The organism is Vibrio sp. NH-7 (assembly GCF_053643215.1).
Window position 1 is genome coordinate 619,458 of sequence record NZ_CM132187.1, and the last position, 23,694, is coordinate 643,151.

Genomic DNA, 23,694 nt, shown 5'->3' on the forward strand with positions numbered 1-23,694 from the left:
ATGCAGACAACTTTGGTTACTAACAAAGACCCTTTGGGGTTGTATGGTTAAGTGACTAAGCGTACACGGTGGATGCCTTGGCAGTCAGAGGCGATGAAGGACGTATTAACTTGCGATAAGCCCAGATTAGGTAGTAAAAACCATTTGAGTCTGGGATTTCCGAATGGGGAAACCCACTTACATAAGTAAGTATCCTGTTGTGAATACATAGCAGCAGGAGGCGAACCGGGGGAACTGAAACATCTAAGTACCCCGAGGAAAAGAAATCAACCGAGATTCCGAAAGTAGCGGCGAGCGAAATTGGACTAGCCCTTAAGCTTTACACGCGTTAGACGAACGGTCTGGAAAGTCCGACGATACAGGGTGATAGTCCCGTAGTTGACGATGTGTGTTCAGTGAAATCGAGTAGGGCGGGACACGTGATATCCTGTCTGAATATGGGGGGACCATCCTCCAAGGCTAAATACTACTGACTGACCGATAGTGAACCAGTACCGTGAGGGAAAGGCGAAAAGAACCCCTGTGAGGGGAGTGAAATAGAACCTGAAACCGTGTACGTACAAGCAGTAGGAGCACCTTCGTGGTGTGACTGCGTACCTTTTGTATAATGGGTCAGCGACTTATATTCAGTAGCAAGGTTAACCATCTAGGGGAGCCGTAGAGAAATCGAGTCTTAACTGGGCGTCGAGTTGCTGGATATAGACCCGAAACCAGGTGATCTAGCCATGGGCAGGTTGAAGGTTGAGTAACATCAACTGGAGGACCGAACCGACTAATGTTGAAAAATTAGCGGATGACTTGTGGCTAGGGGTGAAAGGCCAATCAAACCTGGAGATAGCTGGTTCTCCCCGAAATCTATTTAGGTAGAGCCTCGGACGAATACTACTGGGGGTAGAGCACTGTTAAGGCTAGGGGGTCATCCCGACTTACCAACCCTTTGCAAACTCCGAATACCAGTAAGTACTATCCGGGAGACACACGGCGGGTGCTAACGTCCGTCGTGGAGAGGGAAACAACCCAGACCGCCAGCTAAGGTCCCAAATTATAGCTAAGTGGGAAACGATGTGGGAAGGCTTAGACAGCTAGGATGTTGGCTTAGAAGCAGCCATCATTTAAAGAAAGCGTAATAGCTCACTAGTCGAGTCGGCCTGCGCGGAAGATGTAACGGGGCTAAGCTATAAACCGAAGCTGCGGCAATGACTTTTAGTCATTGGGTAGGGGAGCGTTCTGTAAGCCGTTGAAGGTGAGTTGTAAAGCTTGCTGGAGGTATCAGAAGTGCGAATGCTGACATGAGTAACGATAAAGGGGGTGAAAAACCTCCTCGCCGGAAGACCAAGGGTTCCTGTCCAACGTTAATCGGGGCAGGGTAAGTCGACCCCTAAGGCGAGGCCGAAAGGCGTAGTCGATGGGAAACGGGTTAATATTCCCGTACTTCTTACAATTGCGATGGGGGGACGGAGAAGGCTAGGTGGGCCTGGCGACGGTTGTCCAGGTTCAAGTGCGTAGGCTTGAGAGTTAGGTAAATCCGGCTCTCTCTAAGGCTGAGACACGACGTCGAGCTACTACGGTAGTGAAGTCATTGATGCCATGCTTCCAGGAAAAGCCTCTAAGCTTCAGATTGTAAGGAATCGTACCCCAAACCGACACAGGTGGTCGGGTAGAGAATACCAAGGCGCTTGAGAGAACTCGGGTGAAGGAACTAGGCAAAATGGTACCGTAACTTCGGGAGAAGGTACGCTCTTGACGGTGAAGTCCCTCGCGGATGGAGCTATTGAGAGTCGCAGATACCAGGTGGCTGCAACTGTTTATTAAAAACACAGCACTGTGCAAAATCGTAAGATGACGTATACGGTGTGACGCCTGCCCGGTGCCGGAAGGTTAATTGATGGGGTTAGTGCTTGCACGAAGCTCTTGATCGAAGCCCCGGTAAACGGCGGCCGTAACTATAACGGTCCTAAGGTAGCGAAATTCCTTGTCGGGTAAGTTCCGACCTGCACGAATGGCGTAATGATGGCCACGCTGTCTCCACCCGAGACTCAGTGAAATTGAAATCGCTGTGAAGATGCAGTGTACCCGCGGCTAGACGGAAAGACCCCGTGAACCTTTACTACAGCTTGGCACTGAACATTGACCCTACATGTGTAGGATAGGTGGGAGGCTTTGAACCCGGTACGCCAGTATCGGTGGAGCCGTCCTTGAAATACCACCCTTGTAGTGTTGATGTTCTAACGTTGACCCCTTATCGGGGTTGCGGACAGTGCCTGGTGGGTAGTTTGACTGGGGCGGTCTCCTCCCAAAGAGTAACGGAGGAGCACGAAGGTGGGCTAATCACGGTTGGACATCGTGAGGTTAGTGCAATGGCATAAGCCCGCTTGACTGCGAGAATGACAATTCGAGCAGGTGCGAAAGCAGGTCATAGTGATCCGGTGGTTCTGAATGGAAGGGCCATCGCTCAACGGATAAAAGGTACTCCGGGGATAACAGGCTGATACCGCCCAAGAGTTCATATCGACGGCGGTGTTTGGCACCTCGATGTCGGCTCATCACATCCTGGGGCTGAAGTCGGTCCCAAGGGTATGGCTGTTCGCCATTTAAAGTGGTACGCGAGCTGGGTTTAGAACGTCGTGAGACAGTTCGGTCCCTATCTGCCGTGGGCGTTGGAAGATTGAAGGGGGCTGCTCCTAGTACGAGAGGACCGGAGTGGACGAACCTCTGGTGTTCGGGTTGTGTCGCCAGACGCATTGCCCGGTAGCTAAGTTCGGAATCGATAACCGCTGAAAGCATCTAAGCGGGAAGCGAGCCCTGAGATGAGTCTTCCCTGACCCCTTGAGGGTCCTAAAGGGTTGTTCGAGACTAGAACGTTGATAGGCAGGGTGTGTAAGTGCTGTGAGGCATTGAGCTAACCTGTACTAATTGCCCGTGAGGCTTAACCATACAACACCCAAAGGGTTTTGATGGACTCAATAGAAGAATTACTTGATTGTGTTTTGAGAGCACAAACAGCTTTCCGAATTAAAGAATTTGCTTGGCGACCATAGCGATTTGGACCCACCTGATTCCATGCCGAACTCAGAAGTGAAACGAATTAGCGCCGATGGTAGTGTGGGGCTTCCCCATGTGAGAGTAGGACATCGCCAGGCTTCCAATTTATTTTCACTTTTTTAAAAAGTGAAGACAAAAGATGGACACTTGCTTGATAGCGAGTACGCCACTGCGGAGTGGTAGTTCAGTTGGTTAGAATACCGGCCTGTCACGCCGGGGGTCGCGGGTTCGAGTCCCGTCCACTCCGCCACTTATTTGAGAGTCGTCTCAATAAACACGAAGATAGGGGTGTAGCTCCAATTGGCAGAGCAGCGGATTCCAAATCCGCGTGTTGGGAGTTCGAATCTCTCCACCCCTGCCATATCTAAGGCTCTAGTCGAAAGACTAGAGCCTTTTTGCTTTTTGGTATTGAAGTATTCAATTGGCAGAGCAGCGTATTCCCAGTCTTGCCAAAAGAACAAGGCCTACTTGTTGAATCCTAATTGTCTATAGGCAAGTGACGTGACTTTTATTACTGAGCTGCAACCATTAATACATCTGCCCCAAACTCTATTTCTCGAGCGGCTTTTCGCTTCTTAGATAATCATTCCACTTCTGATTGAACTTCTTAGGTAGAGCAGAGTCTTTAAACTTCTCTTTAGAAAAAAGTAAATACATATCTTGTTCGAACAGTGGTTTGTTATGATAGGTTAACTCTTCAGCCGCCTCTTTTGGGAGTACTTGATCAATTCTCATCTGCCCAGTTTCAATCGTAGCAGGATAGGCATCTATTCGCCCTTTGAACAGCAATTGAAATACATAGCTATCAGTGTTTCCAGTGAATGGCTTTAGTCCCATCTCAATGAGCACATCCCGCGCTGTGTAATCGACCACAGATCCCAACGTATATGAAGCAAGGTCTTCGTCGGTTTGCCAATCAAATCCATTATCCTTGCGATGAAAGAACACGACTTTTTGTGTCATTAATTTATCTGAAAGTATGAAATGATCTCGTCGATCTTTATTTTCAAACCAAGGGAATGTGGCATCAAACTTCCCAGATCTTACCCCTTTCAATGCTCTTGCCCATGAGGTGTATTCATAGACAACTTGGTAGCCTAGCGACTGAAATATTTTGGTCACTGGATCTTGCAGCAATCTATGCTCAGCGTTGGAACTGGACGTATGGGGAGGGTAGTCCTCAATTGCAATAACAATAGATTTCGCTTGCAGCACCGCTGGACACATTAGTAAGCAAGCGAAAGAAAGTTGGTAATTCATAAGGCGAACAATCCACGATGGAGGTGCAATATTGATTATAGATGCTTTAGACAATAAAAAAGCCCGCTCAAAGAGCGGGCTTCATAATCAGCTGTGACGGAGCTTGATTTATTTAAGTAGTGCTTCGTTACCGTGTTCACGGATATGCTTAAGCATGCCTTTAACACCGCGTGCGCTTGACGCTACAACATTACCTGACTTCATGTAGTCAGTGCCACCTGCGAAATCGGTGATGATAGCACCAGCCTCTCGAGCGATCAGTTCGCCCGCTGCGATGTCCCAAGGCTTAAGACCTAGCTCGAAGAAACCATCAACACGGCCTGCAGCAACATAACATAGGTCTAGAGCGGCAGAGCCAGTACGACGGAAGTCAGCGCAGTCTACAAATAGCGCCGACATGATCTTGAAGTAAGATTCAGAGTGCTGTTTTTGCTTGTATGGGAAACCAGTCGCTAGAATAGTGCCTTGAAGGTCTTTTAGCTGTTTTACGCGGATACGTGCGTTGTTTAGCTGAGCACCAGCACCGCGTTGAGCTGTGAATAGCTCATTGAGCATCGGGTCGTAAACACAAGCAACTTCTGTTTTACCTTTAAAGCGAACAGCGATAGAGACAGAGAAATGTGGTAAACCTTTTACAAAGTTTGAAGTGCCATCCAGTGGGTCGATGATCCATTGTACTTCTTTATCTTTACCTTCAATAACGCCATTTTCTTCTGCGACGATGCAGTGCTCTGGGTACGACGCTTTAATCGTATCGATAATGATAGCTTCTGCTTCTTTGTCTACGTTAGTAACAAAGTCGTTCGTGCCTTTCTGAGTTGATTCGATCTTCTCAGCATTTTCTAAAGATTTAGCAATATGATTGCCTGCTTTTCGTGCAGCACGAATAGCGATATTAAGCATTGGATGCATACTAATTTCCCAACGGATGTTAAAGAACAGAAAAACGGGCGGCAGTATACCAGATAAATGACCAAATGGAAGCGGTTAATTTTTGTCCTCTTGGTTTTTAATCAGAAAGGACCTGACCATTTTAGTCAGGTATATGCTATTATCTTGCCGCTTTATTAATAGCTTTAGGATTCATCGATGCTTCACAACGTAAAAGTTGTCCTTGTGGGGACTTCGCACTCTGGAAATATTGGCTCCGCCGCTCGTGCTATGAAAGTCATGGGTTTGAGTAATTTAGTGCTAGTTGATCCTCAATGCCGCGTCGATGAACAGGCCCTCGCTTTAGCTGCGGGGGCGAGTGATATCGCTGAGAATGCTAAGATAGTCTCGTCGTTAACTGAAGCTGTCTCTGACTGCGCTCTTGTTGTGGGATCGAGCGCTCGCTCTCGCACATTGGAGTGGCCAATGCTTGAACCGCGAGAATGTGGGGTTAAGTTTGTCGAAGAAGGACAAAGCGCCCCAGTGGCTTTGGTATTTGGTCGAGAGCGCACGGGGTTAACCAACGATGAATTGCAAACCTGCCATTACCACGTTTGTATCCCTGCAAACCCTGAATATAGCTCTCTCAATTTGGCGATGGCTGTTCAGACTCTAAGCTATGAAGTGCGTATGGCCTTCCTTGAAAAAGAGCAAAGCCAGTACGCGACTACCGAATTGGTTGAATATCCAAGACACAAAGAGCTGGAAATGTTCTTTGAGCACCTTGAAAAAGTGGCTCAAAAGACCCAGTTTATCAGTGAAGACCAACCAGGTAAGGTGATGAATAAACTGCGTCGTTTGTTTAATCGCGCGAGACCAGAAGCTCAAGAGCTGAACATTTTACGTGGTGTTCTTACTGCGATAGAAAAGCGTATAAACGAGTGATTTTGTCCATATAAGCAAAGTGGTTAAATACCTGACTAAAATAGTCAATTAAATACTTGACCAAAATAGTCAGGTATGGAAGAATTCCTACCATATTAACGGTGTGGATATGGTGTTATATGAGACTTACATCTAAAGGAAGATACGCAGTGACAGCCATGTTAGATGTGGCTCTGCATTCGCAACAAAACCCTGTACCTCTGGCTGATATTTCAGAGCGTCAAGGGATCTCTCTATCTTACCTAGAGCAGCTTTTCTCTAAACTACGTAAAGCGGGTTTGGTTGCAAGCGTTCGTGGTCCTGGCGGTGGTTACCGACTTGGTGAAGACGCTCAGTCTATCTCTATTGGTACGGTCATTGCTGCGGTAGACGAATCTGTAGATGCGACTAAATGCAATGGTAAAGGAGACTGCCAAGGTGGCACTCGTTGCCTAACTCACACACTGTGGCGTGACTTGAGTTCACGTATTAGCGACTTCTTGAACAGCATCACCTTAGGTGAGTTAATGCATGATAATGAAGTCCTAGAAATTTCTGACCGCCAAGACATTGATCTTGCCGTCAACCATGGGTTTGCTACAAAAAATACAAACACCGCACCCATCGGTGTAAATGTCCGCTCATAAGCGATTTGCCTGTTACATTGGAGTAGAAAATGAAACTGCCTATTTATCTTGATTATTCAGCGACTTGTCCTGTTGATCCTCGTGTGGCTGAAAAAATGGTTCAGTACATGACTATTGACGGCACGTTTGGCAACCCAGCTTCGCGTTCACATCGTTATGGCTGGCAGGCAGAAGAAGCGGTAGATACTGCACGCGAGCAAATTGCAGATTTATTGAATGCGGACCCACGTGAAATCGTATTTACATCGGGTGCGACTGAATCCGACAACCTAGCTATCAAAGGTGCTGCGCATTTCTACTCTAAGAAAGGCAAGCACGTCATCACTTGTAAGACTGAGCACAAAGCTGTTTTAGACCCATGTCGTCAGCTTGAGCGTGAAGGTTTCGAAGTGACTTACCTTGAACCAGAAGCAAACGGCATTATTGATCTTAAGAAGCTTGAAGCTGCAATGAGAGATGACACTGTGCTTGTTTCAATCATGCACGTGAACAACGAAATTGGTGTAATCCAAGATATCGCATCTATCGGTGAACTATGCCGTGAGCGTAAGATCGTTTTCCATGTCGACGCCGCTCAATCTGCAGGTAAATTACCTATCGATGTTCAAGAAATGAAAGTCGATTTGATCTCCCTTTCTGCTCATAAAATCTACGGCCCTAAAGGTATTGGCGCGCTTTACGTTCGTCGCAAACCACGTATTCGCCTAGAGGCACAAATGCACGGTGGCGGTCATGAGCGTGGCTTCCGTTCAGGTACGCTTCCAACTCACCAAATTGTGGGGATGGGTGAAGCATTCCGCGTGGCGAAAGAAGACATGCAAAAAGATTTCGACCACGCTTTGGCATTGCGTAACCGCCTACTTAACGGTGTTAAAGATCTTGAAGCGGTAAGCGTGAACGGTGACCTTGAACAACGTGTTCCTCATAACCTAAACGTGAGCTTTGCATTTGTTGAAGGTGAATCACTTCTCATGTCTCTTAAAGACTTAGCGGTATCATCAGGTAGCGCATGTACATCAGCAAGCTTAGAGCCATCATACGTACTTCGAGCTCTTGGTCTAAACGATGAACTCGCACACAGCTCAGTTCGTTTCTCTTTCGGACGTTTCACTACAGAAGAAGAAATCGACTACGCAATTGAACAGATTCGTACAGCAGTGACTAAACTGCGCGACATGTCTCCTCTATGGGATATGTACAAGGAAGGAATTGACCTAGACACAGTTGAGTGGGCACACCACTAAAACGCAGGTTATTCCCAAAGATTAATAGAGGATTCGAGGTAAATTATCATGGCATATAGCGAAAAAGTAATCGATCACTACGAGAACCCACGTAACGTTGGTTCATTTGATAAAGAAGATCCAAATGTGGGTAGCGGCATGGTTGGTGCTCCTGCGTGTGGTGATGTTATGAAACTGCAAATCAAAGTAACGCCAGAAGGCATTATTGAGGATGCAAAGTTCAAAACTTACGGTTGTGGTAGCGCGATCGCGTCAAGCTCACTCGTCACTGAATGGGTTAAAGGTAAGAGCATTGATGAAGCTGCAGCAATCAAAAACGCAGAAATTGCTGAAGAACTTGAGCTACCACCGGTAAAAGTTCACTGTTCTATTCTTGCGGAAGATGCAATTAAAGCAGCGGTTGCTGATTACAAGAAAAAACACCAAGAATAAGTATTCTGTATATAATGGGAGGTCAATCCTCCCGTTTCATTCGCTACATAGACAAACTAAGGTGCAGTATGGCCATCACAATGACAGAAACCGCGGCAAGTCGCGTTAAGACATTCCTAGATAACCGAGGCAAAGGTATCGGTTTACGTTTGGGTGTAAAAACGACCGGCTGTTCTGGTATGGCGTATGTACTTGAGTTTGTGGATGAGCTTAACGAAGAAGACTCAGTATTCGAACATGATGGTGTTAAGGTCATTATCGATCAAAAAAGCCTCGTGTATTTGGACGGTACAGAGTTGGATTACGTTAAAGAAGGCCTGAATGAAGGGTTTGAGTTCAACAACCCTAATGCCAAAAGCGAATGTGGTTGTGGTGAAAGCTTCAACGTTTAATTGACAGCGCCTGTGGGTGAATCGCCCACAGATGTTTACCAAGGACCGAATTCTAAATGAATTACTTTGAATTATTTGGGCTACCAAGTCAGTTTAAGCTGGATGGTAGCCTTCTTTCTTCACAGTTCCGTGAACTTCAAAAGCAGTTTCATCCTGATAACTTTGCAACCGCCTCTGAGCGTGATCGCCTGATGGCTGTCCAGAAAGCGGCGGAAATCAATGATGCTTATCAAGTATTAAAGAGCCCAATATCTCGAGCTGAGTACTTACTTGCGGAAAATGGTGTAGAGATACGCGGAGAGCAGCAAACGATGCAAGATCCTATGTTCCTGATGGAGCAGATGGAGTTGCGAGAAGAGCTAGAAGAGATTGCAAGTCACTCGGATTCGGAAGAGGCACTGTTCAATTTTGACGCCAAAGTGAGCAAGATGTTTAAGCAGCATTTATCTCTCGTCGAGCAAGAGTTGAATGATGCGTTATGGCTCAAAGCTGCGGAACGTGTACGTAAGCTTAAATTTATTGCCAAATTAAAGAACGAAATCGAACTAGTGGAAGATAAACTCCTCGGCTAGTTAGCAACAAGGACCAATCATGGCACTACTTCAAATAGCAGAACCGGGTCAAAGCTCGGCACCCCATGAGCACAAACTGGCAGCAGGCATTGATTTAGGTACGACTAACTCACTGGTTGCGTCGGTACGTAGTGGTGATGCTGCTACGCTAAAAGATGAAAATGGCCACAGTATTCTCCCTTCTGTGGTGAATTACTCTGGTGAGCTCCCGCTTGTTGGTCAGGCTGCGAAAGCGTTGGCGGAACAAGACCCAGCAAATACCATTATTTCGGTGAAGCGCTTGTTGGGCCGTTCACTTGACGACATCAAGCAGCGTTACCCGAACTTACCTTATCAATTTAAAACGAGCGACAACGGATTACCTGTGCTTTCTACAAAAGCAGGGGACAAGAATCCGATAGAAGTGTCTGCTGACATTTTAAAGTCTCTTGGGAAACGCGCGGAACAAACACTTGGCGGCGAGCTTGCTGGCGTGGTTATCACGGTACCGGCTTATTTTGATGATGCACAACGTGCAGGTACAAAAGACGCAGCTAAGCTGGCAGGAATGCATGTTTTACGTCTTTTGAATGAGCCGACAGCAGCCGCAATTGCCTATGGTTTAGATTCAGGGCAAGAAGGCGTGATTGCTGTCTACGACCTTGGTGGTGGTACATTTGACATCTCTATTCTTCGCTTGTCGAAAGGTGTCTTTGAAGTACTTGCCACTGGCGGTGATTCCGCGTTAGGTGGTGATGATTTCGACCACTTGTTGGCGGAATACCTGATGCAACAAGCGGGTATTGAAGGGGCATTGTCTCCTGAAAAGACTCGTGCACTACTTAATATTGCAACCGATACCAAAATTGCTTTCTCTGAGAACGAGATCGTTGACGTGGATGTTTTCGGCTGGAAAGGCAGTGTAAGCCGTGAAGAGTTTGAAGATCTGATTCGTCCTCTAGTTAAGAAAACACTGATGTCCTGTCGCCGTGCACTGAAAGATGCGGATGTCGATGCAGAAGATGTTCTTGAAGTCGTTATGGTTGGCGGTTCAACACGTACGCTATTAGTGCGTGAGATGGTTGGAGAATTTTTTGGTCGAACGCCTCTGACAAGCATTAACCCTGACGAAGTCGTTGCAATCGGTGCCGGTATCCAGGCTGACATTTTGGCTGGCAACAAGCCAGATTCAGAGATGCTATTGCTTGATGTGATTCCGTTGTCACTTGGTATCGAAACCATGGGCGGTCTCGTTGAGAAAATTGTCCCACGCAACACAACGATTCCTGTCGCTCGAGCTCAAGAGTTCACCACGTTTAAAGATGGCCAGACGGCAATGAGCGTGCATATTGTTCAAGGTGAACGAGAGATGGTTGATGACTGCCGTTCCTTAGCTCGATTTTCGCTGAAAGGTATCCCTCCGATGGCTGCAGGTGCTGCACATATTCGTGTAACTTACCAAGTTGATGCCGATGGTCTGCTTTCAGTTACTGCAATGGAAAAGAGCACAGGTGTTCAATCCGAAATACAAGTGAAACCTTCTTATGGTTTGAGTGATGATGAGGTAGCAAACATGCTGCGCGACTCCATGACCCATGCCAAAGAGGACATGCAAGCTCGCGCGTTGGCAGAACAGCGTGTCGAAGCGGATCGTGTTATCGAAGGCTTGATTGCGGCGATGCAAGCGGATGGTGATGAACTTCTTTCTGAGCAAGAGCGCCAAGCATTGTTGAAGGCCATTGAAGCTCTCATCGAGCTACGCAATGGAGACAATGCCGACGCAATTGAACAGGGCATCAAAGACACGGACAAAGCGAGCCAAGACTTCGCCTCCCGTCGTATGGATAAATCAATTCGAGCTGCGCTGTCTGGACAGTCAGTTAATGATATTTAAGAGATTAAGTTATGCCTAAAATTATTGTATTACCCCATGAAGACTTATGCCCAGAAGGTGCAGTGCTTGAGGCAAATACGGGTGACACGGTGTTGGATGTTGCGCTAAAAAATGGCATCGGTATTGAGCATGCGTGTGAAAAATCGTGTGCTTGCACAACTTGTCACGTCGTCATTCGTGAAGGATTCGATTCTCTTGAAGAGAGTGATGAGCTTGAAGATGACATGCTTGATAAAGCGTGGGGTCTAGAGCCTGAATCTCGTCTTGGTTGCCAAGCAAAAGTGGCGGATGAAGATCTGGTGGTTGAGATTCCAAAGTACACGTTGAATCACGCATCAGAAGATCATTAATCTGCAATTTACGTTAAGACGATAATAACAACTCATCATCGAGTAGGAAGGTAAGCAATGAAATGGACAGATTCACGCGATATTGCGATCGAGCTATGCGATAAGTTTCCGGACGTTGATCCAAAAACGGTACGTTTTACCGATCTTCACCAATGGATTCTAGAATTGGAAGAGTTTGAGGATGAGCCAAATCGATCAAATGAAAAGATTTTAGAAGCGGTGATCCTTTGCTGGATGGATGAAATGGATTAACTTGTTCGGGAAATCCCTCGCAGTTAACAAAATTTACTAAAAATAACGGGCCTTTGGGTCCGTTTTTTTATCAATTTAACATTAAAGTGTTAACATCTCATCGTGAATAGAAAAAGGCGTAGGCAGCGCCAATACAGACAAGGAGAAACCATGTCTACACAGATGTCAGTATTTCTAAGCCAAGATCCTGCAGCCCCTCATTGGGGAGACAACGCATTAATTTCGTTTTCCGACAAGGGAGCGACGATTCACCTTGGAGAAGGTCACGATCTTGGTGCCATTCAAAAGGCCGCGCGCAAGCTAGATGGACAAGGGATCGCCTCAGTGTCTCTTGTTGGTGACGGTTGGGATTTGGAAAGTGTTTGGGCATTTCACCAGGGTTACCGTGGACCTAAAAAAGAGAATCACTGCCAATGGCAAGAGTTAGCAGAAGCGGATCAAGCTGAGCTGACCGCGCGAATTAAAGCGACCGACTTCACTCGCGATATCATCAACAAAACCGCAGAAGAAGTTGCCCCTCGTCAATTGGCAACCATGGCGGCCGAGTTTATTAAGTCAGTAGCCCCAGAAGGTACCGTTAAAGCACGCATCGTAAAAGATAAAGATCTGTTGGCGGAAGGTTGGCAAGGCATCTATGCCGTGGGTCGTGGTTCAGACCGCACTTCGGCAATGCTACAACTGGACTTTAACCCGACAGGTGATGAAAACGCACCAGTGTTTGCCTGCCTAGTGGGTAAAGGCATTACTTTTGATTCAGGTGGTTACAGCATTAAACCGTCTGGATTTATGACCGCGATGAAAGCGGACATGGGCGGCTCTGGTACGATTACCGGCGGTCTTGGTCTTGCGATCATGCGTGGTTTGAATAAGCGTGTGAAGTTGATCCTATGTTGTGCGGAGAACATGATCTCAGGTCGAGCTTTGAAGTTGGGCGATATCATTACCTACAAGAATGGCAAAACCGTTGAGATCATGAATACCGATGCGGAAGGGCGTTTGGTACTTGCTGATGGCCTGATTTACGCGAGCGAACAAAATCCAGAGCTGATTATTGATTGTGCGACTCTAACGGGTGCTGCGAAGAACGCATTGGGTAATGACTACCATGCGCTAATGAGCTTTGATGATGAGCTTTCTCACCAAGCATTGACAGCAGCGCGTGAAGAGAAAGAAGGTCTATGGTCTTTGCCTTTGGCTGATTTCCATAGAGGAATGTTGCCATCGAACTTTGCGGATCTGTCAAACATCAGCAGTGGTGATTACTCTCCGGGTGCAAGCACTGCCGCAGCCTTCTTATCTTACTTTGTTGAAGATTACAAAAAAGGTTGGCTGCATTTTGACTGCGCCGCGACGTACCGAAAAGCTGCGACAGATAAATGGGCGGCCGGTGCAACTGGTGTTGGCGTTCGAAGCCTAGCGGGCCTATTGGTTCAGCAAGCAAACAAATAATATCAATGATTAAGAGGCCGTAGAGCCTCTTCTTTATCTAAACAAGAGAAAACGAAAGGATACCTTATGGCTCTAGAAAGAACTTTTTCTATCGTTAAGCCCGATGCAGTTAAGCGCAACCTAATTGGTGAGATTTATCATCGTATTGAAAAAGCGGGTCTACAAATTGTTGCCGCGAAGATGGTGCATCTAACAGAAGAGCAAGCGAGTGGCTTTTACGCAGAACATGAAGGCAAAGAGTTTTTCCCTGCATTGAAAGAATTCATGACGTCTGGGCCAATTATGGTTCAAGTACTCGAAGGTGAAAATGCGATTGCGCGTTACCGTGAGTTGATGGGTAAAACTAACCCAGAAGAAGCAGCGTGCGGCACAATCCGAGCGGACTACGCACTAAGCATGCGTTACAACTCCGTTCATGGTTCTGATAGCCCAACGTCGGCGGCAAGAGAAATCGAGTTTTTCTTCCCTCAGTCTGAAATCTGCCCAAGACCTTAATCATCAATTAGACGTTTATTGATAACTTTTACAAACCAACGCGCTGAATGCCGTTGGTTTTTTCTTTCAAGTGACGTATTGATGAGCGTCACATATTGCAATGATGTTAGTTTGAAAGTTGTTTTTTATGACACAGGGTATTGCATAATCGGTGGTTGAAGACTTATCAATTGGAATGATATTTTGGTCATGGATACCCTTAGAAAACAGTGTGCTTTGCTCTTCATCTTAGCGCTTGGCTTTGTCCAATACTCGTTCGCAGAAGATAACTTTAGTACTATTTTTCAGAATGAAGTGACGTGGGTAGCCGACAAGCGTTGGTCTTCTGACGCCCCATTTAACGACATTAATGAGTTTTTCAACGGTTCATTCGATAGCTTTGGTTTAACTGGTGGAACCTACACCAGTTTACTCGAGTTTAAGGTAAGCCATCCCAAAAGCTACGTTATTGATTTTCGTAATTCAGCCTTGATCGGCAAATTTGACCACTGGTTATTTGATGTAGAAGGGCGATTAGTTGCTCATTTTGCTGGTGGCTTGCTGTCTAATGAGCCAAACCCTTACTTTTTGCGTAATGGTAGGGAGGCTATGTTGACGCCTGGTCACTATTACCTCATTACCTCTCAGGCTTCTCAGTTCAATATCGCTCCTCCCACTCCTTTTGTTATGGCGGAAGAAGAGTACATTCGGGAAATTAACCTTGGTAACACCATTACTCTTTTAGGCTTAGGAGTGTTTGTTGGTCTGTTCTTCTATTACCTCGTCTTGTCGGTGACGCGCCTAAGTCTGGTTGATTTAAGCTACGCGCTGTTCATTGCTGGCAACTTAGTCTTTAATGCCACTACGTTACACGTTCTGCCTCAGCTGATGGGAGTACAATGGTATGGCGGGGCGAGTTGGCCTATTCTGTTTTCTAATATCGCTTACATTGTGTTTGTTATGTCCCTGTTACAAATCTCGCGACAGGCTGACAAGTACATGTGGTGGATTGGGGCAACGGTGATTGCGTTATTTAGTAGCTTCGTTCTGCTCTCATTTTTCATGCCTCACTGGCAGAACGAATTTAACCGTTTTTCTGTCGGCTTATTCTTACTATTTGGTGTCATCGCTGGCATATATAAGAGTCTGAAACGAAGCATCGTGGCTCGTTGGTATTTAGTGGCAAACGCAGGGTTCGTTGTACTCGGGTCAATAGCCATTTCGCAAGAGCAAATTGCGGACCTCAAAACCATCTACATGTCGCACATTGGGTTGATTGCTGTGACTTGGGAAGTACTCTTCCTTTCATGCGTCATCGCCTACCAAATGACACGACTTCAACATGAAAAAACGCGCGCCTTAAAGCAAGCGAAAGATATGCTGGAAATAGCACATACCGATGCACTCACTCAATTACCCAACCGTTATGCTATGGAAAAGAAACTCAAAACAGCCGCGTCAGGTGAAGGGTTTATCTATATTGACTTGGATGGTCTGAAGTCGTGCAATGACAATTACGGTCACGAAATGGGCGACCAGCTACTGGTGACATTCAGTGAACGCTTAATGGCCGCACTGCCTAACAATGCCGAGCTTTATCGAATATCCGGCGATGAGTTTGGCTTGGTATTTAGTGAGAGTAATGTCTCTCGCATTAAGGCTGCATTAGATGAGCTTGACCAAACATTAAGAACTCAATTCTTACCAAGTGTTGGTGTGAGTTACGGAGCAGCCCATTTCCAAACCAATGGCGACTATGAAGCCGTGGTGAGAGAGGCAGACAAAAATATGTTCAACAATAAGAAAAGAAAGTACCAGCAACTCACCGAATACGAAATTTAAGATAATCATTCCAATACTCGACCTCTAACACATGCCACCGTTTTTGATTGTGAGCGACGCTTACACCGCTAAGTTGCTACTCCTTACAAATTCTTGAGAATTCTCATTGAGTTATTGCTTTGCAGCCGATTTATTAAATACTCCTTACTGAATTATCTCGCCTAGAGGGAGGTCGCGTTTGATTGTATGTGTCTCAGTGAGTAACCCACAGCTGATGATTGCTAGCTCCATACGCTGTCGAAGTGCTATCCGTAATGTTACTGGTAAGTGCTTTGGTGAATGTCGCGTCGGGATTAAAGCAGATAGAGAACTTTGTGAACCTACAGCATTTGAATGACACAGACAGGGAGTTCGTCACCCCTTTTTGTTCATTATTGAGGTTGGAACTCGAAAATGGGCGTATAAACAGCTATATTGTTTCCATGAAGCGTCACTGGGGTTCGATTTTTGAAGGTTGAACAGGTAGGACGTACACTTCATCGAAAGCGATCAAAAGGGGTGGTTGATTGGTTCTAGCGTTAGGCAGAAACAGGCTTTATTACCTATCCTACATGTGAGGGCAGCAGCCCAAACTTTTTTTAAATACAGCGCACGCAAGGGTATCAGTCTTGACAGATTGTGATATACTCTGCGCGCAATTTATACCTTATAAACAGAGTAAGACAATGGCAGATTTATCAAAGTACAGAAACATTGGTATTTTCGCGCACGTTGATGCGGGTAAAACTACCACCACTGAGCGTATCCTTAAGCTTACTGGTAAAATCCACAAAACTGGTGAAGTACACGACGGTGAGTCTACAACTGACTTCATGGAGCAGGAAGCTGAGCGTGGTATCACAATCCAGTCTGCTGCCGTAACTTGTGAGTGGAATGGCCACCGCCTAAACGTTATCGATACTCCGGGACACGTTGACTTTACAGTAGAAGTATACCGTTCACTTAAAGTTCTTGACGGTGGTATCGGTGTATTCTGTGGTTCTGGTGGTGTTGAGCCTCAGTCAGAAACAAACTGGCGCTACGCGAACGATTCAGAAGTTGCTCGTCTGATCTTCGTAAACAAACTAGACCGTATGGGTGCAGACTTCTTCAACGTTGTTGACCAAGTGAAGAACGTACTAGGCGCTAACCCACTAGTTATGACTCTGCCAATCGGTCGTGAAGACGATTTCGTTGGTGTTGTAGACGTACTAAACCGTAAAGCTTACGTTTGGGACGAAACTGGTCTACCAGAAAACTACGAAATTCAAGATGTTCCAGCGGACATGCTTGATGACCTAGAAGCGTACCGTGAAGAGCTAGTTGAGACTGCTGTAGAGCAAGACGACGACCTAATGGAAGCTTACATGGAAGGCGAAGAGCCAACTATCGAGCAGCTAAAAGCTTGTATCCGTAAAGGTACACGTGATCTAGCGTTCTTCCCAACGTTCTGTGGTTCTGCATTCAAGAACAAAGGCATGCAACTTATCCTTGACGCTGTTGTAGATTACCTACCAGCTCCAAACGAAGTTGATCCTCAGCCTCTAACAGATCCAGAAACTGGTGAGCCAACTGGCGAAGTTGCAACTGTATCTGCAGATGAGCCACTAAAAGCGCTAGCATTCAAAATCATGGATGACCGTTTTGGTGCCCTAACATTCGTACGTATCTACTCTGGTCGTCTGAAGAAGGGTGACACTATCCTTAACTCAGCGACTGGTAAAACAGAGCGTATCGGCCGTATGTGTGAGATGCAAGCGGACGAGCGTAACGAGCTAACTGAAGCTCAAGCTGGTGACATCATCGCTATCGTAGGTATGAAGAACGTTCAAACTGGTCACACTCTATGTGATCCTAAGCACGAATGTACTCTAGAAGCTATGATCTTCCCAGAACCAGTAATCTCTATTGCTGTTTCTCCAAAAGACAAAGGTTCTACAGAGAAAATGGGTATCGCGATTGGTAAGATGGTTGCAGAAGATCCATCATTCCAAGTTGAGACTGACGAAGACTCAGGCGAAACTATCCTGAAAGGTATGGGTGAACTTCACCTAGACATCAAGGTAGATATCCTTAAGCGTACTTACGGCGTTGAGCTTGAAGTAGGTGCTCCACAGGTAGCTTACCGTGAAACTATCACTCAAGCAGTTGAAGATAGCTACACGCACAAGAAGCAGTCTGGTGGTTCTGGTCAGTTCGGTAAGATCGACTACCGTATCCGCCCAGGTGAGCCAAACTCTGGCTTCACGTTCTCTTCAACCGTTGTTGGTGGTAACGTACCTAAAGAATTCTGGCCTGCAGTAGAGAAAGGCTTCGCATCTATGATGGACACTGGTGTTCTAGCTGGTTTCCCAACTCTAGACGTAGAAGTTGAACTATTCGACGGTGGTTTCCACGCAGTTGACTCTTCAGCAATCGCTTACGAAATCGCTGCGAAAGGCGCATTCCGTCAGTCTATGCCTAAAGCAGGTGCGCAACTTCTTGAGCCAATCATGAAAGTTGACGTGTTCACTCCAGAAGACAACGTTGGTGACGTAATCGGTGACCTTAACCGTCGTCGTGGTATGATCAAAGACCAACAAGCTGGTACTACAGGCGTTCGTATTAAAGCAGACGTTCCTCTATCAGAAATGTTTGGCTACATCGGTCACCTACGTACTATCACTTCTGGTCGTGGTCAGTTCTCTATGGAGTTCGGTCAATACGCACCTTGTCCAGCAAACGTTGCTGAGCAAGTTATCGCAGAAGTTAAAGAGCGCGAAGCTAAGAAGTAATTCTTGCTTTAGCTAGATAGCTTTAAAAGCCCCTGAAGTGAAAGCTTCAGGGGCTTTTTGTTGTCTACTATTTGCACTTTAATGTATTGGTTTGAGTTATTGGTGGTCTGATAACAATTAACGCTCGAAACGATAAAATTAATTGCCTTTCAATTAAGTAACATTTAGATAACTATGCGTGCGAATCCCAGCGCGTTGCTGGATAAGTTGGATCGCATACTATGAAAGCAATTTCCAAAGCTGTCGGACTGAGCGCTTTGTTGTTTAGTCTCTCTACACTGGCCAATGAAAACGTTCTTAATGTCTACGCTTGGGGAGGCTACCTGCCAGAAGCATCACTGAAAGCATTTGAAAAACAGCATGGTGTCACAGTTAACTACTCAACCTTTGAAAACAATGAGTCTATGTACACTAAGTTGAAGCTCGTGAAAGGCAAGGGGTATGACGTGGTTTTTGCTTCTGCTTACTTTATCGAGAAAATGAGCAGAGAAGGCTTACTTTCAGAGATTGACCACTCGCAAATCCCGAACTTGTCTGATGCGATGGAAGGCTTACTTGGTCAAGCTCACGACCCTAACAACCGCTACTCACTGCCGTATATTTGGGGAGTGACTGGTATTAGCTACAATGAGAGTTTGGTTGAAGAGCCTATTACAAAGTGGGCCCAGCTTTGGGATGCCAAATACGCACAGCAAGTCATGTTGATTGATGATATTCGAGACGTGTTTGGAATGGCGTTAAAACTCAATGGGCATAGCATTAACAGCAACAATGAGCAGGAAATTAAGCAAGCTTACGAATCATTGGTAGCACTAAAAGACAATGTGCTGCTTTACAATTCAGACGCGCCTCAAATGCCTTACGTTGCTGGTGAAGCTGCACTGGGCATGCAGTGGAATGGGAATGCGTATCAAGGGCAAGCTGAAATGGCGGAGCTGAAGTTTGTGATGCCTGAAGAGGGCGCCGTGTTGTGGATGGACAACTTTACCATTCCATCGGGAAGTCAAAACAAGGCACTTGCCCACCAGTTTATTCGCTTTATGTACCAGCCGCAGCAACAGGCTGAGATTGTAAACAGCTTGGGCTATGCCTCTGTCACTCAGTCGGGTCGAGCTCTGCTGGTGGATGAGTTAAAAAACAATGCCACCATTTTCCCATCAGTGGAAGATATCCAAAAAGGTGAGTTTATCAATGATGTTGGCAGTGAGACCCTAGCGATTTACGAAAAGTACTGGCAACGCCTAAGAGCTCAATAGTATCCAAAGTTCAGATTGCCCCTTATCGATGAGGGGCAATTTAGTCTGATGTTGAAATCTCACTATGTAACCAGTTCGCGAATGCTGAGATGCGTTGGCGACGCGGCGATTTGTCGTCATAGAAGAGATTAAACTGAATGCCCGGAGTCATTCCAATATCGAAAGGTTTAAATAATAATCCCCGTTCGACGTAGTCACTAGCTAACGAATCAGAAGCCAGACAAGCCCCATGACCTGCCATAACGGCATTCATAGCGTGATCAAAGGTACTGACGTCCATCCACTGAACCGATTCTTTGTTCATTGTCACTCCTGCTTGGGCAAACCAGCTTTGCCAAGGGTAGCCGCCGGACTCGTAGTGAATCAGCCAAGTATTGAGTAGCTGTTCGGGGTTGGAAAGGTCAATGCTATTGGCCAGATGAGGGGAGCAGAACGGGTAAATGGTCTCTTCAAACAGAAATTCTTTGTGCAGTTTACTGTCGCTATTGATGTCCAATTCGTCTCCTTGCCAAATTGCTAAGTCGGCATCCCCTTGTTTTAAATTGGGAGCATCGCAACTGGTCAAAATACGAATTGGGATATTCGGATGTTGAGTTGAAAATTTCCATAGCCTTGGAAGCAGCCAGCGAGACGCAAAAGACGGTGTAGAGCTGACGCAAAGCAATCCTTCTACAGGTTCGCTTTGGATTTGATTGAGACCACTGACGATGATCTCAAGCCCCTGAGATACATGCCGATATAGAACTTTCCCTGCTTCAGTTAGGCGCATTTCCCGTCCATCACGGACAAAAAGTTTGCAACCAAGTCCATCTTCTAACTGGCGAATCTTCTGGCTGACAGCTGCTTGGCTGATGAACAGCTCTTCTGCGGCGCGACTGTAACTGTTTAGCCGTGCAGCGACTTCAAAGTAGCGCAGTCCTGGTAGGTGATGCAGCCTAGCATCCATAAATACATCCTGTATAAACTAGAAGGGGAGTGCAATCATAATGGCTTTGATTAAAAAGCAAAAGGAGAGCGGGTGCTCTCCTTTGATGTGTTAACTACTCTTCCCACACGACCAACTGACCTTTTGGCCAGTTTTGCCCCATATCGTGGTACTTCTGTTCAAGCACATGGCGCTTTATCTTCAACGTTGGCGTTAAGATACCATTCTCAATACTCCAAGGGTCTTTGATCATCAACACCCCTTTAATCTGCTCGTGTGACTCCAGTTCCTGGTTCATCCGAGTGATAACTTTCTTGGTGGTACGTTCATAACGAGCACGATCAAAGTTCGGAAAATCATGAGGAACAACCAGTAAGATAGGGGCAGGTAATCCGAGCCCAATCAGGCACATCATCTCGACACGGCTGTATTCAAAGAGTTTCTTCTCTATAGGAACTGGTGCAACGAATTTGCCTTTTGCCGTCTTGAAGTTGTCCTTCTTACGCCCTTGAATGGTTAAGTAACCATCACTATCGAGAGAGCCGATATCGCCGGTGTGCAACCAGCCTTCAGCATCAAACGACTCTTGTGTGGCGATGTCATTTTTGTAGTAACCCGAGAAAAGCCCTTTACCGCGAACCATGATCTCGTCATCGTCAGCGATTTTGAGTTCAATTCCAGGGCCTGCGTTACCCACACTACCAATCTTGTCTGCGCGGAATGGGTAGTTCAATGTGCTGTACGCGAACGACTCGGTCATCCCCCATGCTTCGGTAATATTGAGGCCAACGCTACGATACCATTCGAGTAATGCGGGTGACACTGGGGCTGAGCCACAACCTAGCACACGCGCTTGATCTAAACCTAGGCCATCTGCGAGCTTCTTCTTAATTAAGGAGTTTACAAACGGAATCTTAAGTAAGATGTTGAGTTTTTTCTGTGGCAGCTTGTCTTGAATGCGTTGCTGGAACAGGGTCCATAAACGAGGGACTGAGATGAACAACGTCGGGCGCTGCATTTTTACATCTTCAATAAAGGTGTCTAGAGATTCTGGGAAGGCTGTTTGAACGCCTCCTTGAATAGAAGAACCGAAGATATAAACGCGCTCGGTGATATGAGCCAGCGGTAAATAGGAGAATAACCGATCGTTCTCTTGAATTCCGATATGATTGATCAACTGTTGTACTGACCAGCTAAATGCGCCGTAAGTGAGCATCGCTCCTTTTGGCAAGCCAGAGGTTCCAGAGGTGTACACCAGTGACATCAGTTTATCATCATGGTGTTGAGGTCTGTCTTGGCTGGGCTCGAACTTCTCAATCAGATCATTGAAGCTGTGCTGACATTTTGGCGCACTGTCATAAGGTAATGACACCGTGATCAGATTTTCCTGAGAATCAATGACCTGCTGCGTTGCCGCGGCATCATCGAGTTTACCACCAATCAGCACTTTACTTTCACTGTGGGTGACACAGTATTCGATGGTGTCGGCACCTGCAGTGGGAAAGATCGGCACACTGACAAAATCACCAAGCATCATGGCTAAGTCACAAATAAACCATTCCGCACAGTTTTTGGATACAAGCGCGACTTTATCGCCGGGTTGTAAGCCAAATTCTTTTAACGCTGTTGCCAGCCTTAGGGCTTTATCGGCAACCTCTGCGTATGTGTATTCGACAAACTGACGATTAATAATCTGTTTTAGGTAGATCTCATTGGGACGTTCCTCGGCCCATTTCAAGATCATTTCGTTCGGTGGTGGGAGAGCACAAGTTGGTTTGCTTAACTCGTTAGGCTGAATCATTCTCTAACTCCATGTTATTGGCAAAATAATGATTTATTTTTATTGTTAACAGCTTGTTAACTTTAGCATGGAAGAAGAAAGAGAGTGAAGCATTGCGATAAGAATATACCCAAGGTGTGACGCTGATATTAGTGTAGCTGACGGTACACTGCGGGACTTAACCCTGTTTTCTTTTTAAAGATACGCGAAAAGTACGAAACGTCATGGTAGCCACACTGAAAAGCGATGAACGAAATCTTCTCTTTCCTTTCTTTTACAAGCAATTGTTTTGCAAGATTAATTCTCTTCAGTACCAAGTAGTCTCGAAAGCTGACACCGATGTTTTTGTGAAAGAATTTTGAAAAGTAAGTCACTGAATAGTGGCAGTATTCTGCAATATCTTCCTCTCGAATGGTGCGTGATAGGTTCTTATCGATGTAGCGTAAGATTTCGATAAGATCTTTACTCACATTCTGCTTTTTGATCATTGAAGTCAGTTTATGAATTTCGAGTATTTCTTGGTGTTTAGTAAATTGATAGTGGATTTGTTGGCTGAGGTTTTTAGCCCATTGGTTTTCAAGGGAAGCTGATACATCGTACGTTTTTATCACCACGTCAAGGGATGCGATCTCGTCACTTAAGGGGCCGTTGTGCAATACCACTAAGCTTTTGTCGAGGTTTTGGCATAGCTTGGCTGCTGTCACGAACAAGGCATCGAAAGAAGGTTGGTAGTGGAAAAAGCAAAAGTGAATGTTGGGCTCACTCAATACAGATACGTCGTAGCCGTAATCTTTTATATCAAAAAATTCGCCTAGATCACGAAGAATGTCTTTGGGAATAAACGAGGTCGATTGACCAAGCCAGTAACCACTGTGGAGTACATTCAAATAAGTTAACCCTAATTTAGTTTTAATTTGTATACATAAGGTTAGGTTAGGCTTCTGTGAACCTCAACTTTTGTCTGAGTGCTCGCGGACTTGTTTTTGATATTACTGTTGATTGTTAGATTAATTTTTGGGAGTAAGATCTGTTTTTATTTGATTTTTAATCTTGTCAAGTATCAAAAGTGATACAGGTGCTTATCTCTATTTTATGTCAAATTTGCATTTTTTGTTCGGGAAGTATAATTCAAATTAATCAATCTCTTATGTGGTCTGTTGTCACATTTTCTTGTTTTTATAGCGCTTGGTAAGACTCAAATAAATGGCTTTCAGGCTCAAAAATAAACAAAAGTGCTAGTTTTGTTGTGGCAAAAAAGTACCAACAATAGCCAAGAAAGTCCTAACTAGTAGCGATGGAAAACTCCTAACTTATAAGTAAGCAAGACGCAGGGTACTTGTTAGAAAGGAGACAAATT

Annotated in this window: 19 protein-coding genes, 2 tRNA genes and 2 rRNA genes; 18 read left to right on the forward strand and 5 right to left on the reverse strand. The window is 45.7% G+C overall.

Going from position 1 to position 23,694, the window contains the following annotated elements; translation table 11 throughout:
* Positions 1 to 45 precede the first annotated feature (45 nt).
* The 4 genes from ACUALS_RS03050 to ACUALS_RS03065 all read left to right on the forward strand — a co-directional run bounded on the left by ACUALS_RS03050 (position 46) and on the right by ACUALS_RS03065 (position 3,403).
* Positions 46 to 2,934, forward strand: a 23S ribosomal RNA gene (locus ACUALS_RS03050).
* Positions 2,935 to 3,024: 90 nt separating this feature from the next.
* Positions 3,025 to 3,140, forward strand: a 5S ribosomal RNA gene (gene rrf / locus ACUALS_RS03055).
* 75 nt (positions 3,141 to 3,215) lie between these two features.
* A tRNA-Asp gene (locus ACUALS_RS03060) sits at positions 3,216 to 3,292 on the forward strand.
* Positions 3,293 to 3,326: 34 nt separating this feature from the next.
* Positions 3,327 to 3,403, forward strand: a tRNA-Trp gene (locus ACUALS_RS03065).
* Positions 3,404 to 3,591: 188 nt separating this feature from the next.
* Here the strand turns inward: ACUALS_RS03065 and ACUALS_RS03070 are convergent.
* Both ACUALS_RS03070 and suhB read right to left on the reverse strand, forming a co-directional pair.
* Entirely contained in the window at positions 3,592 to 4,302 is a 711-nt protein-coding gene (locus ACUALS_RS03070; protein ID WP_454448825.1) for a substrate-binding periplasmic protein, read from the reverse strand.
* Between the two features lie 108 nt (positions 4,303 to 4,410).
* Positions 4,411 to 5,214 carry an inositol-1-monophosphatase gene (suhB, locus tag ACUALS_RS03075; RefSeq protein WP_038139846.1) on the reverse strand — a complete coding sequence of 268 codons (804 nt, stop codon included), beginning with the start codon at positions 5,212 to 5,214 and terminating at the stop codon, positions 4,411 to 4,413.
* A gap of 177 nt (positions 5,215 to 5,391) precedes the next feature.
* Between suhB and trmJ the strand changes: the two genes are divergently transcribed.
* The 14 genes from trmJ (at position 5,392) to ACUALS_RS03145 (ending at position 19,632) form a co-directional block, all read left to right on the forward strand.
* Positions 5,392 to 6,117 carry a tRNA (cytosine(32)/uridine(32)-2'-O)-methyltransferase TrmJ gene (gene trmJ / locus ACUALS_RS03080; RefSeq protein WP_454448826.1) on the forward strand — a complete coding sequence of 242 codons (726 nt, stop codon included), beginning with the start codon at positions 5,392 to 5,394 and terminating at the stop codon, positions 6,115 to 6,117.
* Positions 6,118 to 6,236: 119 nt separating this feature from the next.
* Entirely contained in the window at positions 6,237 to 6,743 is a 507-nt protein-coding gene (gene iscR, locus ACUALS_RS03085) for a Fe-S cluster assembly transcriptional regulator IscR (RefSeq protein WP_454448827.1), read from the forward strand.
* A gap of 29 nt (positions 6,744 to 6,772) precedes the next feature.
* Positions 6,773 to 7,987 (forward strand): IscS subfamily cysteine desulfurase, encoded by a 1,215-nt coding sequence (locus ACUALS_RS03090; protein ID WP_454448828.1) that lies wholly within the window; start codon positions 6,773 to 6,775, stop codon positions 7,985 to 7,987.
* 48 nt (positions 7,988 to 8,035) lie between these two features.
* Entirely contained in the window at positions 8,036 to 8,419 is a 384-nt protein-coding gene (gene iscU / locus ACUALS_RS03095; RefSeq protein ID WP_005476795.1) for a Fe-S cluster assembly scaffold IscU, read from the forward strand.
* Between the two features lie 68 nt (positions 8,420 to 8,487).
* Positions 8,488 to 8,811: an iron-sulfur cluster assembly protein IscA gene (gene iscA, locus ACUALS_RS03100; RefSeq protein ID WP_005476800.1), complete on the forward strand. Its 324-nt coding sequence runs from the start codon at positions 8,488 to 8,490 to the stop codon at positions 8,809 to 8,811.
* A 56-nt stretch (positions 8,812 to 8,867) separates the two neighbouring features.
* Positions 8,868 to 9,383, forward strand: coding sequence for a co-chaperone HscB (gene hscB, locus ACUALS_RS03105; RefSeq protein ID WP_038189647.1), 516 nt, complete (start codon positions 8,868 to 8,870; stop codon positions 9,381 to 9,383).
* A gap of 19 nt (positions 9,384 to 9,402) precedes the next feature.
* Positions 9,403 to 11,256 carry a Fe-S protein assembly chaperone HscA gene (gene hscA / locus ACUALS_RS03110; RefSeq protein ID WP_454448829.1) on the forward strand — a complete coding sequence of 618 codons (1,854 nt, stop codon included), beginning with the start codon at positions 9,403 to 9,405 and terminating at the stop codon, positions 11,254 to 11,256.
* Between the two features lie 11 nt (positions 11,257 to 11,267).
* The gene (fdx, locus tag ACUALS_RS03115; RefSeq protein WP_005476776.1) at positions 11,268 to 11,606 is read left to right on the forward strand and encodes an ISC system 2Fe-2S type ferredoxin; all 339 of its coding nucleotides are present in this window, start codon (positions 11,268 to 11,270) and stop codon (positions 11,604 to 11,606) included.
* Positions 11,607 to 11,663: 57 nt separating this feature from the next.
* Positions 11,664 to 11,858 (forward strand): Fe-S cluster assembly protein IscX, encoded by a 195-nt coding sequence (gene iscX / locus ACUALS_RS03120; protein ID WP_005476792.1) that lies wholly within the window; start codon positions 11,664 to 11,666, stop codon positions 11,856 to 11,858.
* A 150-nt stretch (positions 11,859 to 12,008) separates the two neighbouring features.
* Positions 12,009 to 13,307, forward strand: coding sequence for an aminopeptidase PepB (gene pepB / locus ACUALS_RS03125; protein WP_454448830.1), 1,299 nt, complete (start codon positions 12,009 to 12,011; stop codon positions 13,305 to 13,307).
* 66 nt (positions 13,308 to 13,373) lie between these two features.
* Complete coding sequence (gene ndk / locus ACUALS_RS03130; RefSeq protein WP_005476778.1) at positions 13,374 to 13,802, forward strand: nucleoside-diphosphate kinase; 429 nt, start codon at positions 13,374 to 13,376, stop codon at positions 13,800 to 13,802.
* Between the two features lie 189 nt (positions 13,803 to 13,991).
* Positions 13,992 to 15,623, forward strand: a complete 1,632-nt coding sequence (locus ACUALS_RS03135) for a diguanylate cyclase domain-containing protein (RefSeq protein WP_454448831.1) — start codon at positions 13,992 to 13,994, stop codon at positions 15,621 to 15,623.
* A 665-nt stretch (positions 15,624 to 16,288) separates the two neighbouring features.
* Positions 16,289 to 18,376, forward strand: a complete 2,088-nt coding sequence (gene fusA, locus ACUALS_RS03140; protein ID WP_038139855.1) for an elongation factor G — start codon at positions 16,289 to 16,291, stop codon at positions 18,374 to 18,376.
* Positions 18,377 to 18,597: 221 nt separating this feature from the next.
* A complete protein-coding gene (locus tag ACUALS_RS03145) occupies positions 18,598 to 19,632 on the forward strand; it encodes an ABC transporter substrate-binding protein (protein WP_038189662.1) in 1,035 nt (344 codons plus the stop codon).
* Positions 19,633 to 19,672: 40 nt separating this feature from the next.
* Here ACUALS_RS03145 and ACUALS_RS03150 read toward each other — a convergent pair whose 3' ends face one another.
* The 3 genes from ACUALS_RS03150 to ACUALS_RS03160 all read right to left on the reverse strand — a co-directional run bounded on the left by ACUALS_RS03150 (position 19,673) and on the right by ACUALS_RS03160 (position 23,224).
* Positions 19,673 to 20,578 carry a LysR substrate-binding domain-containing protein gene (locus ACUALS_RS03150; protein ID WP_039476038.1) on the reverse strand — a complete coding sequence of 302 codons (906 nt, stop codon included), beginning with the start codon at positions 20,576 to 20,578 and terminating at the stop codon, positions 19,673 to 19,675.
* A 94-nt stretch (positions 20,579 to 20,672) separates the two neighbouring features.
* Positions 20,673 to 22,358, reverse strand: a complete 1,686-nt coding sequence (locus ACUALS_RS03155) for an AMP-binding protein (protein WP_038215219.1) — start codon at positions 22,356 to 22,358, stop codon at positions 20,673 to 20,675.
* Positions 22,359 to 22,486: 128 nt separating this feature from the next.
* Entirely contained in the window at positions 22,487 to 23,224 is a 738-nt protein-coding gene (locus ACUALS_RS03160) for a helix-turn-helix domain-containing protein (RefSeq protein WP_039482807.1), read from the reverse strand.
* Between the last annotated feature and the right edge of the window lie 470 nt (positions 23,225 to 23,694).

What these genes read in the sequence shown, in the direction of transcription:
- ACUALS_RS03070 (WP_454448825.1), bottom strand. Translation starts at nt 4,302, where the DNA reads ATGAATTACCAACTTTCTTTCGCTTGCTTACTAATGTGTCCAGCGGTG.
- suhB (WP_038139846.1), bottom strand. Translation starts at nt 5,214, where the DNA reads ATGCATCCAATGCTTAATATCGCTATTCGTGCTGCACGAAAAGCAGGC.
- trmJ (WP_454448826.1), top strand. Translation starts at nt 5,392, where the DNA reads ATGCTTCACAACGTAAAAGTTGTCCTTGTGGGGACTTCGCACTCTGGA.
- iscR (WP_454448827.1), top strand. Translation starts at nt 6,237, where the DNA reads ATGAGACTTACATCTAAAGGAAGATACGCAGTGACAGCCATGTTAGAT.
- ACUALS_RS03090 (WP_454448828.1), top strand. Translation starts at nt 6,773, where the DNA reads ATGAAACTGCCTATTTATCTTGATTATTCAGCGACTTGTCCTGTTGAT.
- iscU (WP_005476795.1), top strand. Translation starts at nt 8,036, where the DNA reads ATGGCATATAGCGAAAAAGTAATCGATCACTACGAGAACCCACGTAAC.
- iscA (WP_005476800.1), top strand. Translation starts at nt 8,488, where the DNA reads ATGGCCATCACAATGACAGAAACCGCGGCAAGTCGCGTTAAGACATTC.
- hscB (WP_038189647.1), top strand. Translation starts at nt 8,868, where the DNA reads ATGAATTACTTTGAATTATTTGGGCTACCAAGTCAGTTTAAGCTGGAT.
- hscA (WP_454448829.1), top strand. Translation starts at nt 9,403, where the DNA reads ATGGCACTACTTCAAATAGCAGAACCGGGTCAAAGCTCGGCACCCCAT.
- fdx (WP_005476776.1), top strand. Translation starts at nt 11,268, where the DNA reads ATGCCTAAAATTATTGTATTACCCCATGAAGACTTATGCCCAGAAGGT.
- iscX (WP_005476792.1), top strand. Translation starts at nt 11,664, where the DNA reads ATGAAATGGACAGATTCACGCGATATTGCGATCGAGCTATGCGATAAG.
- pepB (WP_454448830.1), top strand. Translation starts at nt 12,009, where the DNA reads ATGTCTACACAGATGTCAGTATTTCTAAGCCAAGATCCTGCAGCCCCT.
- ndk (WP_005476778.1), top strand. Translation starts at nt 13,374, where the DNA reads ATGGCTCTAGAAAGAACTTTTTCTATCGTTAAGCCCGATGCAGTTAAG.
- ACUALS_RS03135 (WP_454448831.1), top strand. Translation starts at nt 13,992, where the DNA reads ATGGATACCCTTAGAAAACAGTGTGCTTTGCTCTTCATCTTAGCGCTT.
- fusA (WP_038139855.1), top strand. Translation starts at nt 16,289, where the DNA reads ATGGCAGATTTATCAAAGTACAGAAACATTGGTATTTTCGCGCACGTT.
- ACUALS_RS03145 (WP_038189662.1), top strand. Translation starts at nt 18,598, where the DNA reads ATGAAAGCAATTTCCAAAGCTGTCGGACTGAGCGCTTTGTTGTTTAGT.
- ACUALS_RS03150 (WP_039476038.1), bottom strand. Translation starts at nt 20,578, where the DNA reads ATGGATGCTAGGCTGCATCACCTACCAGGACTGCGCTACTTTGAAGTC.
- ACUALS_RS03155 (WP_038215219.1), bottom strand. Translation starts at nt 22,358, where the DNA reads ATGATTCAGCCTAACGAGTTAAGCAAACCAACTTGTGCTCTCCCACCA.